The following is an 18,366-nucleotide window of genomic DNA, read 5'->3' on the forward strand; positions in this document are numbered from 1 at the left end:
TGACATGGTTGGCTAATAATAATAAGATCAAAAAGATAAACCGTCTTTATAAACAAGGAATGTGATGAGCCGAGACAACTACAACAAACTTAGCAACGATGAGTTGGACTTTGTCGATGACAAGACCGCCGCATTGCTCCTAAACACGCCAAGTAGCGCCCGCTTAATGCTGTGGGTCATGGTGCTGTTTTTTGTTGCAGCCATTGGTTGGGCGTCTTGGGCGCAAATCGACAAAGTCACCGTCGGCCAAGGCAAAGTCATTCCATCTTCTCAAATCCAAGTGGTACAAAACCTTGAAGGTGGCTTGGTCAAAGAGATCTTAGTTAAAGAAGGTCAGCAAGTTGAAAAAGGTCAACAACTATTGCTGATTGATGACACACGCTTTCGTTCTGATTTCCGTGAACGTGAACAACAAGTAGCGAACTTAACCGCTTCGGTATTACAACTTTCCGCCTCAATCAGCAGTGTGGAAGTCAACCGCGAGTTTGATAACAGCAACTGGGAACAAAACGTGGTGCTGGATTACGGCAAACTGACTTTCCCACCAACCCTAGAAGAAAACCAACCTCGCCTAACCCAACGTCAAAAAGCGGAATACCGTGAAGACTTGGATAATTTGCGTAGTCAAATTTCGGTTATCGACCAACAGGTAAAACAGAAACAACAAGATTTAGTAGAAATCCAAGCGCGTGTAAGCAACCTGCGCCAGAGCTACCGTTACGCGAAGAAAGAGCTGGATATCACCAAACCGCTCGCAGATGAAGGCGTGGTACCTCGTATCGAACTGTTGAAACTTCAACGCCAAGTTAACGATACCCGCCGTGAAATGACTTCTAGCGAACTGAAGATTCCTGTGCTCAAATCCGCTATTCGCGAATCCATGCTTAATCGTATTGATGTTGCGTTGAAATTCCGCTCTGAACAACAAGAGAAACTGAATAGTACTCAAGACCAACTGTCTTCGTTAGTCGAGTCGGCGGTTGGCCTAGAAGACCGTGTAAATCGTACTGTTGTCGTATCTCCGGTAACAGGCACCATCAAAACATTGAACGTCAACACGGTCGGTGGCGTTATCCAACCCGGTATGGACATTGTCGAAATCGTTCCGACCGAAGACACCTTATTAGTTGAAGCGAAGATCGCACCGAAGGACATTGCCTTCTTGCGCCCAGATCTTCACGCCATCGTGAAATTTACCGCGTACGACTTTACTAAGTACGGCGGACTTGAAGGGGAATTGGAACACATCAGTGCCGATACTACGCAAGATGAGGAAGGCAACAGCTTCTACATTGTTCGCGTACGCACCGATAAAACCAATTTTGGACAAGATGCAGACTTGCCAATCATCCCGGGTATGACGGCATCAGTCGATATCATCACAGGGAAGCGAACCGTTTTGGAATACTTACTCAAGCCAATTTTGAGTGCCAAAACCAACGCACTGAAGGAGTAAGTGTCAGCAAGGTATGCCCGATGTGTCGTTTAGCGTTGATAAGTGGTTAAATAGAAAGCACTTATTTCTCACTGACGAGCCCGTTGGAAGAGTACACTTGTGATGTGAGTCGAATATGCCACCCAGATTGAAGCGTAAAGTTACATTATTAATCAGCATCGGTTGTCTTTCGTTCCAAATCGGAGCGTTAAACAGCAAAGAACAACGATGGGTCGATACGATCACTTCAGTCTATGGTGAGCGCGCTGGGATGCGCGTGAAAACTTGGCGAGACAACATCGATTTTTTCAAAACATTGGAGACTCATGAGAAGCTTGCAGGCGTTAACGACTTTTTCAATCAACTTTACTTCGTTGACGATATAGACCTGTGGGGTAAAAAAGACTACTGGGCGACACCACTCGAGTTCTTGGGCAGTAATGCCGGCGACTGTGAAGACTTTACCATCGCCAAATACTTTTCCTTACTTGAGCTCGGTATACCGGATTCAAAGATGCGTTTGATCTACGTTAAAGCCATCGAACTGAATCAATTTCACATGGTACTCGCTTACTACCCAACCCCAAGTTCGGAGCCTCTCATCCTCGACAACCTCAACCCAGAGATTGTTCGAGCCTCCAGACGTAGCGACTTGCTACCGATATACAGTTTTAACGGTTCAAACCTATGGCTTATGAAGTCTTCTGCTGGCGTTGGAGAGCTAGCAGGAAAAGCCTCACGTTTGAGCCTTTGGAATGACTTACGCTCGCGCGAACGTAAGTTGCAGTTAAAAAAACCTAAAATTAACTATGACGAGTGAAAAACATGACCCTATATAAGAAGCTTGTAGTGGGAATGGTTACGGTCTTTATACTCTTGATGGCATCAGTATTCGTAATCCAGTTCAACACTACTCGAGACAGCTTAGAGCAGCAGCAACGTTCAGAGGTCAACAACACCATTAATACCGTTGGTTTGGCGCTAGCTCCTTATCTGAAAGACAAAGATAAGGTGGCGGTCGAATCTGTGATTAATGCGTTGTTCGATGGCAGTACTTATTCTGTCGTACGTCTCACCGCGTTAGATTCGGATTACCAAATCGTACGCTCGTACCCAGTCAAGCCAAGTAGCGTTCCGCAGTGGTTTATCGACTTGAACTTGTTCAAGGCAATTCACGACAAACGTGTGGTAACCAGTGGTTGGATGCAGCTTGCAGAGGTGGAAATCATCAGCCACCCAGGCGCAGCCTACGAGCAATTATGGCAAGGCTTTATTCGCCTGCTATCGGCATTTGGCGTTATCTTCCTAGCCGGTCTAGTAGCGATTTCTTACATCCTACGTCGCTCACTCAAACCTTTAGCGGCCATCGTGAAGAAAATGCACGAGATTGCCAACAACCAGTTTGGTGATCCGCTAGCTCGTCCTAAAACGAAAGACTTGATTGCAGTTGTTGACGGCATTAACTCGATGTCGGCACAAATCGAACTGTCGTTTAAAGAACAGGCAAAAGAGGCGCAGCGTCTGCGTGCTCAAGCTTACCTAGACCCAATCTCCAAGCTAGGTAACCGCTCGTTCTACATCAACCAAGTTGACCAATGGCTAGCAGAACAAACGCAAGGGGGTATCGCGCTACTCCATGCTGAATACATTGGTGATATCTACGAGACAAAAGACTACCAACGCGCTGATGCCCACGTGAAAGAGTTGTCTCAACGTTTGAAAAACACCATCGACGTTCCGGGAGCAACCATTGCTCGTCTATCAAGCGACGAATTTGGTCTTCTATTCCCGCACATGGATGAAAGCGAACTGCGCATTCTGGCTGACAGCATCGTCAACTGTGTGAATGGCCTTAACACCGACCCAACCGGCCTTGCTAAGCCAAAAGCTTCACTGGGTGTGGCACACAGTAAAGATCAGAAAACCCGTACAGAAGTGCTATCAATGGTGGATAACGCGCTATCGAAAGCGAAAGCGCAACCAGACAAAGCGTACGGCTTTGTGGGTGGTGAAAACACTTCTAACCTTATGGGTAAACAGCAATGGAAAGCGCTGGTTGAAGAAGCGATTCACAGCGATTGGATTAAATTCCGCTTCCAGTCTGCGAAAAACACGTGGGGTAAAGTGTTCCACAACGAGGTGTTCTCAAGCATCGAAAAAGATGGCGAGACCTACCGTGCGAACCAATACTTGTTTGCTCTTGAGCAGCTAGACGCAACTAACATCTTCGACCAATACGTTATTGAGTCGATGATCAAGATGCTAGAAAGCGGCGAGCTAAAAGAGCCAGTGGCAATCAATATTGCGCAAAGCAGCTTGTCTCAACCATCGTTCATTCGCTGGACCACCAGCATGCTCGAGAAGCACTCGAAAGTTGCCCCAATGCTGCACTTCGAGCTTCCTGAAGCGTGTTTCATTGACCATCCGCATCACACAGCGCTGTTGTGTAACGCGATTCGTCAAGCAGGTGCGGAATTCGGTGTTGATAACTACGGCCGTAACTTCCAGTCACTTGAGTACATTCAGGAATTCCGCCCGAATTACGTGAAGTTGGATTACCTATTTACGCACAACTTGCACGATGAGAAACAGAAATTCACCCTGACCTCAATCTCTCGTACCGCTCACAACTTGGGTATTACGACGATTGCATCGCGTGTTGAAACACAGATTCAGTTGGATTTCCTCACCGAGCACTTTGTTGAAGTCTTCCAAGGCTTCATCGTCGACAAGGAATAAGAAAAGGTATACCAAGGATGAAAGACCCTTTACTGAACTCGCTCATTTACGTTAGCCGATACTACGGGCTAGCCAACTCACCGGAAGCGCTGATCAACGGCCTTCCGCTCTCTGATGGCAAGCTTACCCCGTTTCTGCTACCAAGAGCGGCGGAAAGGGCCGGATTGGTTGCCAAGGAAAACCGTGCAGAGTTAGACCAGATATCGAGTCTGATTCTGCCGGCTATCTTACTTCTAAAAGGTGGCGATTCTTGCGTTCTCAACAGCATTAACGTTGAGAAAAAAGAAGCAGAAATCACCACCCTAGAAAGCGGAATGGTGCCTATCTCCATTCCTTTAGAAGACCTACTTGAGCAGTACACTGGTCGCTATTTTTTAGTTAAAAAGCAATTCCGTTATGACGAGCGCTCTCCCGAAGTGCTCAAAACCAAAGAAGGTCACTGGTTTTGGTCAACCTTGTGGCAATCGAAACGCATCTACCGCGATGTGCTTATCGCTTCTATCCTCATCAATATCTTCGCCATTGCTGCACCAATGTTCACTCGCTTGGTGTACGACAAAGTAGTACCCAACCTCGCGTTTGAAACCCTGTGGGTGTTGGCAAGCGGTATCTTCGTGGTGTTCTTGTTTGATTTCTTGCTCAAATCACTGCGTAACTACTTTATCGATGTTGCGGGTAAGAAATCCGACATCCTGATTTCTTCAAAGCTGTTTAGCAAAGTCATGGGCATCCGAATGGAGTCCAAACCACCTTCAGTGGGTGCGTTTGCTCGTCACTTGCAAGAGTTCGAATCGATTCGTGAATTCTTCACCTCTGCTACCGTGAGTGCGCTGATCGACTTACCTTTCGCGATTCTCTTCCTAGTCATCATCTGGCTGATGGCGGGCGACCTGGTTTACGTGCCAATGATTGGTGTGGTGATTCTGATGATTCACTCCGCGCTGATTCAAGGTCCACTGCGCCGCTCGATTGAAGAAGGTTCTCGCCTTGCTTCACAAAAGTACGCCAACTTGATTGAGAGCTTATCTGGCTTAGAAACGGTGAAAATGCTAAGTGCACAAAGCCAATTCCAATACCGTTGGGAAGAGGCAGTGGCGCACATGGCAAACTGGAACATCAAGAGCCGTCGCATCACCGACAGCATTCAAAACGCAGCGGGCTTTGTTCAGCAAAGTAGTAACGTCGGCATGATCATTCTGGGTGTGTATCTCATCTCAAATGGTGATTTGACGATGGGTGGCTTGATTGCAGCAACCATGTTGAGTGGCCGTGCGATTGGCCCTATGGTTCAGCTTTCATTGTTGTCTACACGCTACAACCAAGCTAAGTCTTCAATGACCATCATTAACCAAGTGATGGAAATGCCAGACGAGCAAGAAGAAGGGAAACGCTACATTCACCGTCCTATCGTACAAGGTAAGATTGAGATTGACCGTGTGACCTTCCATTACCCAGATGCGCCAGTGGCATCGATTCGTGATTTAAGCCTAACGATTAACCCAGGTGAAAAGGTCGCAATCATCGGTCGTATTGGTTCGGGTAAAACCACGCTAGAACGCCTGATAATGGGCCTGTACAAGCCGACAGAGGGTCACGTGCGTATTGATGACACAGACATCGAACAGCTTCACCACGTGGACGTACGACGCAATATCGGCTGTGTACCGCAAGATTCGAATCTGTTCTTCGGCTCTATTCGCGACAATATTACCCTAGGTCGCCCGCTCACCGATGATCGCGATGTGTTAGACGCCGCCAACCGTGCAGGTGTCACTGCCTTTACTCAGTCGGACCCTGCGGGTCTAGAGCGCCAAGTAGGCGAAGGTGGTGGCATGTTATCTGGTGGTCAACGTCAAGCTGTGACCATTGCACGAGCGTTCTTGGGTCGTCCTCCAGTGCTCTTAATGGATGAGCCAACCAGTGCAATGGATAACCGTTCAGAGATGCACATCAAGCATCAATTAGCACAGTTAAAACCAAGTGAAACGCTGATTTTGATTACGCACAAGACCTCAATGCTCGACATTGTTGATCGTGTGATTGTGATGGAAAAAGGCAGCGTGATTGCTGATGGTCCGAAATCGCAAGTGCTGAATGACTTGAAGCAAGGTAAAGTTCGCGCCGTGAGCTAAACCGCACAAAAAGAAAATCAAAGCCCCGTTGAACACTGCGTTTCGCGGGGCTTATTTATTGATGGTCAGCAATCCAAAGTAGCCAAACTCTTCGAGGAATATCCAAAGCAACACAAAGCCGACAATAACCACCAATCCCATGATTGCCCTTTCATCTTCTTCCATCGCATCCCCACCATTTTCCATAACGCTCTTAAGTTACGTTTCTAGATTAGCAGCAGCCAAGGCGCCAGATATCAGAGTTCATCTCTTATCAATTCGGAACTGAGATGTCGGTCAAAATTTGTTCAACATGAATATTCCTCTACATCTAAAATAGTTAATTACTTGCGAGCAAAAATCGGCTATAACACGCGCCTTCTTAATATTCTCGAGTTGAAGAAATGAATCATTGGATGCATTTAGAGCAAATCAGTCAGTATTTCACGGCTGGCTCTATCGGTTATAAAGTGTTGATGGGCGTCATCATTCTGATCGCTTATCGCTTGCTAAAGAAAATCGCCAACCGAGCGATCCTAAATTTGGCAGAAGCTAAAGGCGTAAACAAAGCGCGCTTGAGCTTTATTCAGCGCTGCTTCAACGTCGCGTTCTTGTTTTTGTTTGCTTCGCTTTTCGCCATTGTAACCGGTATTGGTTATGGCGATGTATCACTCTTCCTATCGTCTATCTTTGCGGTATTGGGTGTGGCTTTCATCGCACAGTGGTCGATTCTAAGTAACATCACAGCAAGCTTTCTGATCTTCTTTGTCTTCCCGTACCGTGTCGGTGACCGAATAAAAGTCGTGGACAAAGACGAAGACATCAGCGGTGAGATTCAGGAAATCCGCATGTTCCATGTGCTGATCAAGCACGACAACGGCAACCTAATCACTTACCCGAACAACTTGATGTTACAAAAAGCGGTCTTAAAGCTGGCAAAAGAAAAAGCCAAACCTGAGGAGCCCAAAACCACCTCACGCATTTATACCCGCAGAAATAAATAACCCACTAAAAAGCCGATGTAGATACATCGGCTTTTTAATTACGTTGTGTGTCCCATCCTGAGATAAGTTGACACTTCGGAGACTTATCAATGAACTCTTCAAGGTACAGCAATAAAGCGCTCTCAACGAAATTACACAATGGACTTTAAATTGGCGATCGTTGCTCACGTTGAAAAAGGCAAGATGACATACAAACAGGTTCAGCTCACTATGGCATTCAAGGGCACAGTACCGTTCTCGTTTGGCTCAGAAAGCATGGTAAGTTGGATTGGCCGAAACCAATAGAGCACTCTCCAATGATCAAAACGCCCTTGCAGAGTGAGTTAAAGGAGCTTGGAGATGAAAACCCAGAGTGAAGTGCATGAAAAGCCAGCAGAGATTACATACTGGCTTCGTAAAAAAGCGGCAACCTATTTTAGGACGAGACGCTGATTGTACCTAAAAAACATTAACCACCAACCACAAAACTTAAGATATCAAACATACCTTTATTGCTCTAGCTGCATGATATCAAACTCTAATTCGTCAAATCTCAAGTTATACCTCTCCCCAGTATAGATATCTTCAACCCCAACAAAATCAAATGGAGGTTCAATTCTATACACCTCATTCTTATTTGATTTAAAGCAAAGAAAAGCCAACCTATATTCCAACTCGCCCACCTTTTTACAGACGACCCTATGCACAATACCGTTCCCAGCAACTTCCTTATAACGGCATAATAAAGAAATGTTGTAACCATAAGGTACAAGTAAATGCCCTGATTCAAGAACGCGCCTTTCAACTAACAGTTCCCAGTTAGCTTGAACCCAGTCATCAATAAAATAGGGGGACTCGTCCCAATCCAAATCATCTATCGTTACCATCAAATACGGCCAACTAGCTCTTAAAAAGTCGCGAAAGTTCACAATACATTGATACACAGACAAATTATTACTCCTTATAATTGTGTTTTTTCTTCTCAAGCGGCCCCTTGTAGTTACGCGGTCGATTAACATCTACATGATTTGGCTCTCGGTACTTACCATACTCTTTGGGATCAATATGATATGAGCGGCCTGTTTTTGGGTTAACGTATCCACCTATACCCTTTAATGGATCCGGCCCAACTGGTTCAAATCCCTTAGCTTTAAACATCGAGTCTATCTCTTTCGCAGTCTTATCTTTAAACGGGTTTCCAAGTCCACTAACCTTAGCAACAGACTTTGCCAAATTAGCAGAAGCTTTAACCTTTTTACCAACGATTCCTATCGTTGTACTTAACGCCACCTCACCTGCGACTTTATAGTCTCCAGCAGCAAGGGCTTGAGCTGTACGAATTGTACCGTCGATAACATCAACAGCGGTGGCAATCGGCGACATTTCATAAGCAAAAGTAGCAACCGCAACGAAAGCGCCAAACCAACCAACTTCAGTGTCTTCTTCCGCAATATCTCCCTCTTCTGAGACTGCTAGACTTCGATTTTCTCTCTCTTGGCGCTTTCTATCACGTTCACGCTGACCATTTCTATAATCATTGCGCTCTTTTTCTCTATTTGTACTGTTTCCATTTGCATCTTTGTCTTGATCGGTACCTTTAGGGATATAGTAACCTGTAGGATCAACGTACTTTAATGGGTTATTCCAAACATAAGAATAGCGGTTGAAGCTAGCTGTAACATATGGTGCCTGTACAAAAGGATCGGCACTTAGAAAGCGTCCAAGCTCTTGATCATAAACTCGGCCATTCATATGGATAAGGCCTACTTCAGCAATCTCCTCATGCCCTGTATAGCCGCGATTCGTTATTGCCTCTTGAATAACCTCAGCGGCACCGCCATTTTGCCAAACAATGTTACGCTGCTTACCCCATGTATCGTAGCTACGTCTTTCAACAACTAAGCCGTAGCCATCAGTGACCATATCAACAGAATTTAGCGCGTCATAATGAAGGTAACGAATTTGCTTATCTTTAAGTTTACTGTTGGTATCTGTTGTTTGCGTATTTAGCGCAATCAACTTCCCATCAGCAAAGATAAAGTGCTTATGCTGTAACTCTCCTGTGTGGGTGTTTTTCACCCTTTCGTAAGTCTTTCCGAAATAGAAGGTTTCAGTTCCATCAGAAGACTTTTTCAGATAACGCTGATGGTTTGCATCGTAAGAAAACTCAACAGTTTTACCATTTCGTACAATTTTTGTTGGTTTGTTGAACACAGACCATTCGATGCTCCGTTCACTTGCTGTCGAGTTATCCGAGTACGCTCTGAGCATATTACCGACAGCATCGTAACCGTAGTTCAGGCCATTTGCTTTAGTGACAGCATGAGGCCCAGCATTGATACCACTGTATTGATAAGAGCCAATGCCAGACTTGTAGGTTATATTGCCAAGCTTATCGTAGCCGTATGTTCTTCCACTGGCTAAATCTGGATTATTAAGACCATGCTGTGTCTTGTCTGATAACACGATGGTATTAGTTTCGACTCTATCTAAATCATCGTAGGTCCAGATATCTGTAATGCCGAGCTGATCATCGTATCTCTGAGTCACATTGTTGTGGTTATCATATTGGTAGCCAAGGTAACGAATATTTCGTTTGCTCGCTGTGCTACTTGCGATACCAGAATTAAATACCTGACTACCTTTATGCGTTGCAATAACGCTAGGGCGGCCAGTTCTGGTGTCATGCTCGTAAGTATTCACTAAACCGTTGCCTAGCGTCTCGGCTAAGGTGTGATCGTACGCATCCGTATCACGACGTTGCCAATAGTAAATATAGGCGTTATTGCCACTCACCTTTGCGAGCTCCGAGTTCGTCAGAATGGTCTCGAGGTGATCTGCCTGACTAACACTGCCATCATCCGCACATTGATTGCGTAGTGATGCATTAACATGGTCCCCACCTAGAGCATTCGCATACTCACAGTAAAGGCCACTCAACTCCGCCACTTTCTCTGAAAGGCCGATCATATTTGCAGCGAGATCGGTATAAAGTTTGTAATAGCTGTTCGCAAGCTTGGCTGCCTGCTCTAAGTCTTCAGCAGCGAATAGCAGCTCTTCCCTTGCTCGGCCATCAGCTTTGGCAGAATAGATGTCACCTTGATGCATCATGTCCAGTTGACCATTTCCGTCGTAATCTCCGGATAGCAGGAAGTCTTCCGTCTGGCTTAATGCAAGATTGTTAAACTCATTCTCTGAAATAGTAGACGCCGTTAGGCTGTGCTTACGAATACCATTTGATGTATTTTTCAGTGATGAATTTAACCGGTAAATTGCCCCCTCTAGAGTAATATCGAGCGGTATAGTGACATCATCGTGCAACAACACCCATGTCGCCGGACGCAGATAACAATTGCCTTGGCTATCACACCATTGTTTATAACGATGCTCACCACTCAGTAAGCTGGCTGAATAGTCGTCTAGGTTATAAACATCTACCGTTTTATTTTTGTATTCGTTAACTTTTTGCTCAAAGAAAGAAGTCTGTGTTGCATAACGACTTGCCTTCTTAAGATACTCATTTGCTTGATTGATTGCCTCGTTCAGAAGCTGACGAATATCTTCACGGAATTTCGCACTAGTAAATACGTCATCAGCATAAGTTTTAGGGCTTCTAACCGCTGACATATAGCCATATTGGTTGTAGATAAACTCGACAGCTAATCGGTTGTTATCTGGCTTTTCCAATGCTGAAGATATGGTTTGCCCATCAGGCCTAACTTCACGCCCAACTCGTTCAAAATTATCATAACCGTATTGAGTGGTGAAAATTTCACTTCCAACCGTTACAGCTTTTTCAAATAGTAAGCCTTTGCTGTTATAGAAGTAATCCGTTCTCTGCCCTTTGCCACTAAACCAAGATAGGGTGCCTAATGCACCACGCTCATCATATCGCCAATGGGAAGTGTCTCCCCCCTCAACCTGCTTGGTCTTTCGACCTAGCGTATCGTAATCAATAGTAGTAGTAACGCTGTTCGCATCTCGCTTATAAACTAACTCGCCAATGGCGTTATAACGGTAATTCCAAAGACCAAGGTCAGGATCATCTAATTGCGTACGGTGACCAAGGTTATCGTACTTAATGCTTGTGGCATTCCCTACTGCATCAATCGTTGTCTTTAGTTTTCCATCAGGGTAGTAAGCATAGGTTTGATACGCTCCCAAAGGCTCATCTTTACGAATGATATGTCCTTGAACGTTGTGTGTAGTACTGTGTTTATAACCTCTAGCATCCGTAACTTCAGTTTTGTAACCATCATAATTGGTAGTAAAAAGCGCAAGCGAACCACGATTTGCAGGTTCTACTTTACGAGTTTCCCTATCCAACAAGTCATATTCAAATGTCACTTTAGGTGCAGATGTTGTCGCGGATAGGAAGTGAGGGCGTGTAACGGAAAGCTTACGGCCGTTTCTATCCCAAGATGTATCGACCACAACCCACTTGCCATCGAAAGCTCGATGAAGCTGACGAACCTCTCTTCCTGCGTAGTCATAATGAGTGGCCACATCTGAGCCAGTAGCAGACTTAGCGGAAACACAGCTTGCCGTAGTATCAAGCGCGTTAGAACATTCATTAGCTAAGTGATAAACATTGCTGTTGATGTTGCCGATCCCTGGCAGTGTTTCTTTCTCAACTCGGCCAAAAGCATCATAGTCATAACTGGTAGTACGACCTTTTAATGGACTAATAGAAGACTTCAAACGCCCTTGAGAATCATAGTGCCAAGTCGTTGTATGTCCTTTCGCGTTAGAGCTTGTTTTTAGGTTAAGTCCGCTGGAGTCATAAGTATGTGATGTAGTGCGAGTCGCCAAATCACTACCAGATTGAACCTCTGACAGTAAATTCCCCCACCCATCATAACGATATGCGGTCGTTAAATATCGACCAGAGACTGACCCTGCCTCATATGCTCCGCCACTGGTTTTTACAGACGCTAACAAGCCATTTGATGTATATCCATAATCTAAAACCGTGTTTTTAGATAATCCCGACTGATTGTCAGTAATCGTCGTTGTACTTTGTTTTACAGCTCCGACTTTCCAATACGATTTACCCGTTTCTGTAATTAGTTGAGTAATGGAACTAGAAGTTGTACTCAATTCTGGGCTTAAATCACCAGTAAAGTTGCCATAGGTATAGTGACCACACGCTACCAACGACTGACGCTCAAAATCAGACTGTGTAGTTTGTACTAAAGTGCCGTTTTTGTGGGTAATGCCATTAAAGTCATTGATGTCACTGTTTGATGGATTAAATCGGTAATACTCATTGTGTTTCGTCACCAGAATAGGGGTGTCAACTTCACCATGAATCAACACAAATTTGTCATTTGGCTTAAAGTAAACGGAGCTTCCGGATGCAGAACAGTAAGCAGTAAAACCATCTTGATAAGTAGCAAATTTTGTCGCCATATCAGAGATACTACTAGAAGTAATAGTGTGAATGACGTGATTGGTAGTCGAGTATCCCGTGGATTGATACAGCTTCTCTGTGAGGGAAGTAAACGTGTCAGCCTTATTTTTCTCGTTAACAATCTTCGTTTCTTCACGGGTAACACTACCAAACTTATTTATTGTTCGAGATGTGGTAGACGTTTTTAGAAGTGCTCCTTTTTCATACTGAGATTGAACAATTGAATCGGCATAAACCTGATAGATTTTACCTGTCGTATTCGTTTTGTATTGATAACTGGTAGACGAAACCTTGTCTACTTCAGAGTATGAGAAAGCATCTGCTCCCTCATTCTGTTTATATATATTTACGCTCTTTAACTCACCTGCGGTTTTTAAATCGAGTTGGTAATAACTACTCACTTTTGTCGTCGTGACATCGGCATTTGCTACTTCAGTAATAGTAGCGAACCCAAGAAAGCCACCACCTAAGTAATGAGACTTAGCGCCTTCATAAAGGTATGTATACGTTGTTTGTTCGTAACCTTTAGGACGCTTTTTTACCTGAGAAACCAAATAACGAGGAGGAGTGGTATTCACGAATGGAAATTCAAAGTAACGTTTCTGTTTATGAACACTCTGGTCAGCGGCTGGCTTATACGAGATGGCATAATCTACAGCTTGCTCTTGAATATATGAAATCTTATCTAGTGCATAAGGCGAAGAAGTATGAGTAAATAGTTTTGGGTCAACGCCAGCGTTTTCTTTTTCGCTGACGAAGTCAATAAAACCATCACCATTGATGTCAGCCCATGTTTTAATATTTACTGGCGCACTTTCACCGTTGCCATCAAACTGCAACTCACCAAACTTGTTTAAATAACGCTTTCCATTGATATATAACTCAGGGTAACCATCAGCATTATCATCTATAAACTTAACTTTGCTGTTATTTACACTTTCTGCTGGAAAAGACTTTGTGGTGTAAGAGTGCTCAAATTTTTTTCCATTAAAGATAAAAAAGTCAATCGCACGGTAGGAGCCTGAGTTATTCCCCTTCTTAAAGTATGCAATGTCGACATAACCGTCATTATTAATATCAACTAACTGATGTCCATGAACATAGAATCCAGGCGAAACACGAAGCACTGAATGAGCTTGAGAAGAAAGATAGAAACGAAGTTCCCCACGGTAATCAACGTAATAATCATCGATACTATCGTAATCAAAATCTAAAACTTCAAGTATTGGGTAAGAATTTCCTGCTGGCGAGGAAATAAGAGTTTCCTTACCATCACCATTAAAATCACCAGCGAACTTATTCGTTTGGTTACTATAGTCTACCAACACACCATCTAACTGAGGAATGTAGGACTTAGGGTCAGGCCCTAAAACTAGAACGTCTTTACAAACTTTTTTTAGATGCCCGCGATCTCCCCAAGGCACCATTTTACATTCTTCTTTATAAGAAAAATTGTGTTTGTTCAAAACTGGCTCATTGATGCTACCTTGTAGGGTGTACTTATCAAAAGTTGCAGACTCCACTTCAGGTGTTCCAGAAGGTGGAAGCAATAAAAAACGTTCTTCCTTTTTATTGTGAGTAGCGCCATAGGCTTCCTTTTTTCCGTCGCGATCTACATCAAAAAAGCTTATGTGTTTAAAATCTGTTTCTGCCTCTTTCCTGTCTTTTAGACCATTTAACGTAACCAGCACACCCGAGTCAGTAGAGCCACCGATAATTGAAGGCTCTGTAGGATAGTGGAGTTCTTTAGGGTAATTATGATTCCAAGAAAATAGAACTTTCGTACTGCACGAACCGCCCTCAGTACAGTAGCGAATATCTTGAAGTAGGCTTCGTTTTGTTATTCTAGACTCATCATAATTTAAGTCGTATGCGCCTAATTCGTTTAGATCTGCATCATGAATGACTACTCGGTCTAAGCGCTCTATTCGAGATAACTTGCTTCCGTAAAGATACTGAAATGTTTTATCCGGCCGTGATTCATATTCAAACGAAACTTTACCACCAACGTAACTGATTGAACTGAGCTGATGTGAACCAATGTTACCATCTTCTTTATAGAAATAATCAGTGTGATTATTCTTGCTTAAGTCCGTTACTTTGTTTAATGCCCACTTATAGACGTGAGATTGTTCTGGAAGCTCAACACGAGAATCGGCGGTAACTCCATACTCATAAACCGAACCGTCAGTACGCCAAACTTTGAAATATTCGGGTCCAGAGTCCCCACTTCGACCGAAAGAGACAACTTTGTCGTAGCCATTTTTTTTAACTCGGTACTCAGTTAGATTCGCACCATTAGCACCTTTCACGGCAATAAGGCGTTGACCATCTATACAATAACGATCGTTAGAATCAAAGTTTACGCCTCCCCAATTGCCATCAGTATTGAGATTTTTACCACAACGATAAATAGAGGAAGTCCCGCCTAAACTCCACCCCATCCCCATAATATTGTTAGGAGAATCACTTTGATAATTAAAGCTCAGATCTGGCTGATGACCCGCTCTTCCTGGGCTAATGGTAATTGGTAACGTATACGTAGCCTCTCCGCCAGAGGTCATATAATCTCCAGAAAGTGCTATTTTTTTGCCGTCACTGGGTGTTAATGCATGGGCTGGCAACATAAAAAAAAGTGCAGCTATAGATACAAAAACAAAAGGAACTACCGAGGGGTATTTATTATTAGACACCATTAAATCCTTTCTACTGAGATAAGCTTTGCTGTAGTTTTTTGAGTTGTTTTAACCGAGCTTCAAGTTCCTCAAGCTCTCTGGGTGATGGGTATTTCTTGTCAATGTTTTCGTCGGAAAACGCTTGCAAGTCTCCCCTAATAAGAGGGAGGGATGGCTCTGATGTTTGAATCATTCCATCCGCCATCGTTTGTTGAAGCTGAATAACTGGGGAAGGAAAAGCGACTTCATCGCTTAATGAAGTCGCTTTATTGTCTAACTCTGGCTCTGATTTCGATGAGGGAACACCTTTACTTATCTGCTCATTGTAGGCAGGAATATTCAAATAAAAGGCAACAAACATAATGGAAACTAAGCACAATAAGCCAACAGTAATAGAGTGCTTTTTAAGCATTTCTCACCTCAAAGTCATTGATATGCAACGTTATAGATTTCACATACGGGACTTGCACTGCCTGACCACTTCATCAATGTATTCCCATATATGATTATGGGAGTTTTGGCTTGATAAGCAGCCAACAACATACTCAGAACGGAGTCGTAGCCCGCGCTTCCTTTATCAAGGTAATAACCGTTAGCGCACTGCTGACCGTTGTTATCTAATGAGACAAAAACATCACCATTGCCTCTTTTAGAATAAGCAATCAACCGATTGACTAAGCTAAGAGACGATCCCTCAAGCTCAGATGCAGCAACCGGAAAGCTGGTACTTAAAGTACAAGCAAGTATTAAAACTGAAGTTCGCAAAAGCATAACGATCCTGAACCGGTAAAAACTATGGTTTGTAACGTGAACCCAAAAAGCAAAGCTTCTTCTCACTCAAGCCATTGATCACGCAAATGTATGAAAATCATAAATAACTCAATGGTTACATTTCAATATACATTCACAAAAACATGAACAACATTGAATGATTTTATGAATATCAAGCTTGTTTTATATAACCCAGTCACATTTTTGATATTTGACTTTTTGCTTAGAAACAAAGTGCCTGTACGCTTGCGCCTTGATAACAAAGTAAATTTGGCCAACGAAATGAAAACTCGAGCTTATTCTGCCCACACTCTTCTAGCCGCGCTGGTAATGGTAATTCCACTAGATTCTCGAGCAGAGGTTTCTACTGGTTTGGTAACAAAAATGGAATATGGCCCTGTTTACAGAGGTTTAGTGTTTGTCGATATAGAAGGGGAAACAAATACAGAATGTGCAACTAACCGAAACGGCTTCAATTACGCTTTTGACGCTTCAACCGAGGCTGGAAAGCTCGTTTTTAGCTCTTTATTAGCAGCCCAAAGGAGTGGTGTAGAGGTAACATTGTCAGGCGAAGGCACTTGTACCTTGAATACGACCATTGAGGATCTTCGTTGGATGCAAAGTAAATAAAACCTCCAGAAAGTAATGCCCCCAGCTCACATTAGGAGAACTATTTTGAAACGAATTTTTTTAATCACCATGATTATCCCTCTTTTCTTTTCAAGCTTTGCTTTCTCTTCAAATAAAGAAGCCAGTGGAAAAGTTAAGTTATCTGCATCTAGTGGCTACATAATCGTTCAATTATTGGGTGGAAGCGAAAATAGCTGTTCAAATAGATATTACTTTAAGCCAGATACAGACTATAACCGGGCACTTCTTTCAATGCTTCTCTCTTCACAGATGTCAGGAAAATCAGTTTGGGTAAATGGTAGTGGGGAATGTCAGTCAGGTTATCCATTTAATAAAGCATACAAACTTGAAAATATGACTATATATGTGAACTAAGGATTACTATGAGAACTATCGCTATTTTACTCACTCTATTTTATTCTGCATTTTCTTACTCTAGCTCTTCAATCCACTGCAAAGGAAATATTAATAACACTTGGGTAGACTCTAGCGGACTTCTACTTATTTCGACAACCTGGTCTTCGAAAGCTATCGGTTTATGCAGGGTATCTACAAAACATAACAATATTGAGCCTGAGACTTGTAAAACATGGGTTTCCATTGCCCTATCTGCATTAACAAGCAAGAAGCCAACGACAATACAGTACTTCACCGTAAGTTCTTGTAATGAGGTCTTAGGCTACTCTAGTTCCCAACAACCTGCTTATCTAATGATAAGAAATGAATAACTAATACTTGTTCACACAAGGATAGTGAAATGAAGAAAGTACTCTCTCTATTATCAATAATATGCACAATATCTTTCCCATCCTTGGCTGCAAAACCTACTTGCTCGCCAAATTACAATGGATACTGTAGTTACACTGGAACGGTAGACCGGATCTACATTAATAGTGGAAATCTCATTTTAATTTATTTTGATGAGCCAATTAACCTCTCAGAACCATCCAAAGCTGGTTTATCAATTACAGAAACAAGTGCAGCAATATATAGAGTTAATGATAACCCTGAGTTTGCTCATTTGTTCTACTCTACAGCATTAGCTGCACAGGCATCCAAAAGAAAAGTAACAATTCAAATGCGTGACACGCTCAATGGTTATTTGAAGTTTGATCGTATTTGGCTAGCGGAATAGATTATGAAAAATAAATTATTAATGTCGCTATTTTTACTTTTTCCAACAACGGTTACCGCAGGATCTTTGATTTGTTCAGGAAAAGTAGATCAAGTCGCTTACCATGGAAACAATAGATTAATGGTAAAACTGAGCTCCATGAATACACCAGTTTTCTTTTGTAATCCCGGCTCCGACTGGAAAGTAGCTGGTGAGCCAAACCGTGTAATGAGCCCAGACACATGCAAAGCTGTCTTTTCAATTTTTCTTAGCGCTCGCTCTACAGGGGAAACAATAAACCGTGTGCATTTTGATGGCGACAATGTACCAGAAAGTTGCAGTTCGTTTAAATCATGGCAAGAGGTATTTATTCGATATGTCAATTATTAGTCGAAGTATTAATTCGTTTAAATACATTATATTGCTAATGTTATTCTCTGGCTTTTCACAGGCAGCTTGGCTTAGTACTTCTGGCAAAGTTGAAAGCATTGTAAC

At 43.1% G+C, this 18,366-nt stretch carries 13 protein-coding genes and 1 pseudogene; 10 read left to right on the forward strand and 4 right to left on the reverse strand.

What is annotated here, in order from left to right:
* Nucleotides 1-64: 64 nt before the first annotated feature.
* The 4 genes from A9237_RS26045 to A9237_RS26060 all read left to right on the forward strand — a co-directional run bounded on the left by A9237_RS26045 (nt 65) and on the right by A9237_RS26060 (nt 6,306).
* Entirely contained in the window at nt 65-1,456 is a 1,392-nt protein-coding gene (locus A9237_RS26045) for an HlyD family type I secretion periplasmic adaptor subunit (RefSeq protein WP_009706675.1), read from the forward strand.
* A gap of 115 nt (nt 1,457-1,571) precedes the next feature.
* Nucleotides 1,572-2,255 carry a transglutaminase-like cysteine peptidase gene (locus A9237_RS26050; RefSeq protein ID WP_078610131.1) on the forward strand — a complete coding sequence of 228 codons (684 nt, stop codon included), beginning with the start codon at nt 1,572-1,574 and terminating at the stop codon, nt 2,253-2,255.
* Nucleotides 2,256-2,260: 5 nt separating this feature from the next.
* Nucleotides 2,261-4,174, forward strand: coding sequence for a bifunctional diguanylate cyclase/phosphodiesterase (locus A9237_RS26055; RefSeq protein WP_032802817.1), 1,914 nt, complete (start codon nt 2,261-2,263; stop codon nt 4,172-4,174).
* 17 nt (nt 4,175-4,191) lie between these two features.
* Nucleotides 4,192-6,306 carry a type I secretion system permease/ATPase gene (locus tag A9237_RS26060; RefSeq protein WP_005435817.1) on the forward strand — a complete coding sequence of 705 codons (2,115 nt, stop codon included), beginning with the start codon at nt 4,192-4,194 and terminating at the stop codon, nt 6,304-6,306.
* A 51-nt stretch (nt 6,307-6,357) separates the two neighbouring features.
* Here the strand turns inward: A9237_RS26060 and A9237_RS27615 are convergent, their stop codons facing one another.
* Nucleotides 6,358-6,492 (reverse strand): hypothetical protein, encoded by a 135-nt coding sequence (locus A9237_RS27615; protein WP_257788535.1) that lies wholly within the window; start codon nt 6,490-6,492, stop codon nt 6,358-6,360.
* Between the two features lie 209 nt (nt 6,493-6,701).
* Here A9237_RS27615 and A9237_RS26065 point away from each other — a divergent pair, with 209 nt between their 5' ends.
* Both A9237_RS26065 and A9237_RS27280 read left to right on the forward strand, forming a co-directional pair.
* A complete protein-coding gene (locus A9237_RS26065) occupies nt 6,702-7,289 on the forward strand; it encodes a mechanosensitive ion channel family protein (protein ID WP_021018357.1) in 588 nt (195 codons plus the stop codon).
* A 138-nt stretch (nt 7,290-7,427) separates the two neighbouring features.
* Nucleotides 7,428-7,597 (forward strand): annotated as a pseudogene (locus tag A9237_RS27280) (IS3 family transposase); the annotation flags it as partial.
* 180 nt (nt 7,598-7,777) lie between these two features.
* On the opposite strand, the gene A9237_RS26070 reads toward A9237_RS27280, so the two are convergent.
* From A9237_RS26070 to A9237_RS26080, 3 genes are read right to left on the reverse strand one after another with little or no spacing between them, the layout of a single operon-like run.
* Nucleotides 7,778-8,218: a hypothetical protein gene (locus A9237_RS26070; protein ID WP_078610132.1), complete on the reverse strand. Its 441-nt coding sequence runs from the start codon at nt 8,216-8,218 to the stop codon at nt 7,778-7,780.
* Between the two features lie 4 nt (nt 8,219-8,222).
* A complete protein-coding gene (locus tag A9237_RS26075) occupies nt 8,223-15,377 on the reverse strand; it encodes an RHS repeat-associated core domain-containing protein (protein WP_078610133.1) in 7,155 nt (2,384 codons plus the stop codon).
* A 10-nt stretch (nt 15,378-15,387) separates the two neighbouring features.
* Complete coding sequence (locus tag A9237_RS26080; protein ID WP_078610134.1) at nt 15,388-15,768, reverse strand: hypothetical protein; 381 nt, start codon at nt 15,766-15,768, stop codon at nt 15,388-15,390.
* A gap of 524 nt (nt 15,769-16,292) precedes the next feature.
* Between A9237_RS26080 and A9237_RS26090 the strand changes: the two genes are divergently transcribed.
* The 4 genes from A9237_RS26090 to A9237_RS26105 all read left to right on the forward strand — a co-directional run bounded on the left by A9237_RS26090 (nt 16,293) and on the right by A9237_RS26105 (nt 18,261).
* A complete protein-coding gene (locus A9237_RS26090; RefSeq protein ID WP_078610136.1) occupies nt 16,293-16,757 on the forward strand; it encodes a hypothetical protein in 465 nt (154 codons plus the stop codon).
* Nucleotides 16,758-16,802: 45 nt separating this feature from the next.
* Nucleotides 16,803-17,132, forward strand: coding sequence for a hypothetical protein (locus A9237_RS27285; protein ID WP_153303286.1), 330 nt, complete (start codon nt 16,803-16,805; stop codon nt 17,130-17,132).
* A 382-nt stretch (nt 17,133-17,514) separates the two neighbouring features.
* Nucleotides 17,515-17,892, forward strand: coding sequence for a hypothetical protein (locus A9237_RS26100; RefSeq protein WP_078610138.1), 378 nt, complete (start codon nt 17,515-17,517; stop codon nt 17,890-17,892).
* 3 nt (nt 17,893-17,895) lie between these two features.
* Complete coding sequence (locus A9237_RS26105; protein ID WP_078610139.1) at nt 17,896-18,261, forward strand: hypothetical protein; 366 nt, start codon at nt 17,896-17,898, stop codon at nt 18,259-18,261.
* Nucleotides 18,262-18,366 lie beyond the last annotated feature (105 nt).

It is taken from the genome of Vibrio owensii, assembly GCF_002021755.1.
Lineage (GTDB): Bacteria > Pseudomonadota > Gammaproteobacteria > Enterobacterales > Vibrionaceae > Vibrio > Vibrio owensii.

Excerpts from the sequence above, each read along its gene's own strand:
- A9237_RS26050 (WP_078610131.1), top strand. The coding sequence starts at position 1,572 with ATGCCACCCAGATTGAAGCGTAAAGTTACATTATTAATCAGCATCGGT.
- A9237_RS26060 (WP_005435817.1), top strand. The coding sequence starts at position 4,192 with ATGAAAGACCCTTTACTGAACTCGCTCATTTACGTTAGCCGATACTAC.
- A9237_RS26105 (WP_078610139.1), top strand. The coding sequence starts at position 17,896 with ATGAAAAATAAATTATTAATGTCGCTATTTTTACTTTTTCCAACAACG.
- A9237_RS26045 (WP_009706675.1), top strand. The coding sequence starts at position 65 with ATGAGCCGAGACAACTACAACAAACTTAGCAACGATGAGTTGGACTTT.
- A9237_RS26065 (WP_021018357.1), top strand. The coding sequence starts at position 6,702 with ATGCATTTAGAGCAAATCAGTCAGTATTTCACGGCTGGCTCTATCGGT.
- A9237_RS26090 (WP_078610136.1), top strand. The coding sequence starts at position 16,293 with ATGAATATCAAGCTTGTTTTATATAACCCAGTCACATTTTTGATATTT.
- A9237_RS26100 (WP_078610138.1), top strand. The coding sequence starts at position 17,515 with ATGAAGAAAGTACTCTCTCTATTATCAATAATATGCACAATATCTTTC.
- A9237_RS26055 (WP_032802817.1), top strand. The coding sequence starts at position 2,261 with ATGACCCTATATAAGAAGCTTGTAGTGGGAATGGTTACGGTCTTTATA.
- A9237_RS27615 (WP_257788535.1), bottom strand. The coding sequence starts at position 6,492 with ATGGAAAATGGTGGGGATGCGATGGAAGAAGATGAAAGGGCAATCATG.
- A9237_RS26075 (WP_078610133.1), bottom strand. The coding sequence starts at position 15,377 with ATGGTGTCTAATAATAAATACCCCTCGGTAGTTCCTTTTGTTTTTGTA.
- A9237_RS26080 (WP_078610134.1), bottom strand. The coding sequence starts at position 15,768 with ATGCTTAAAAAGCACTCTATTACTGTTGGCTTATTGTGCTTAGTTTCC.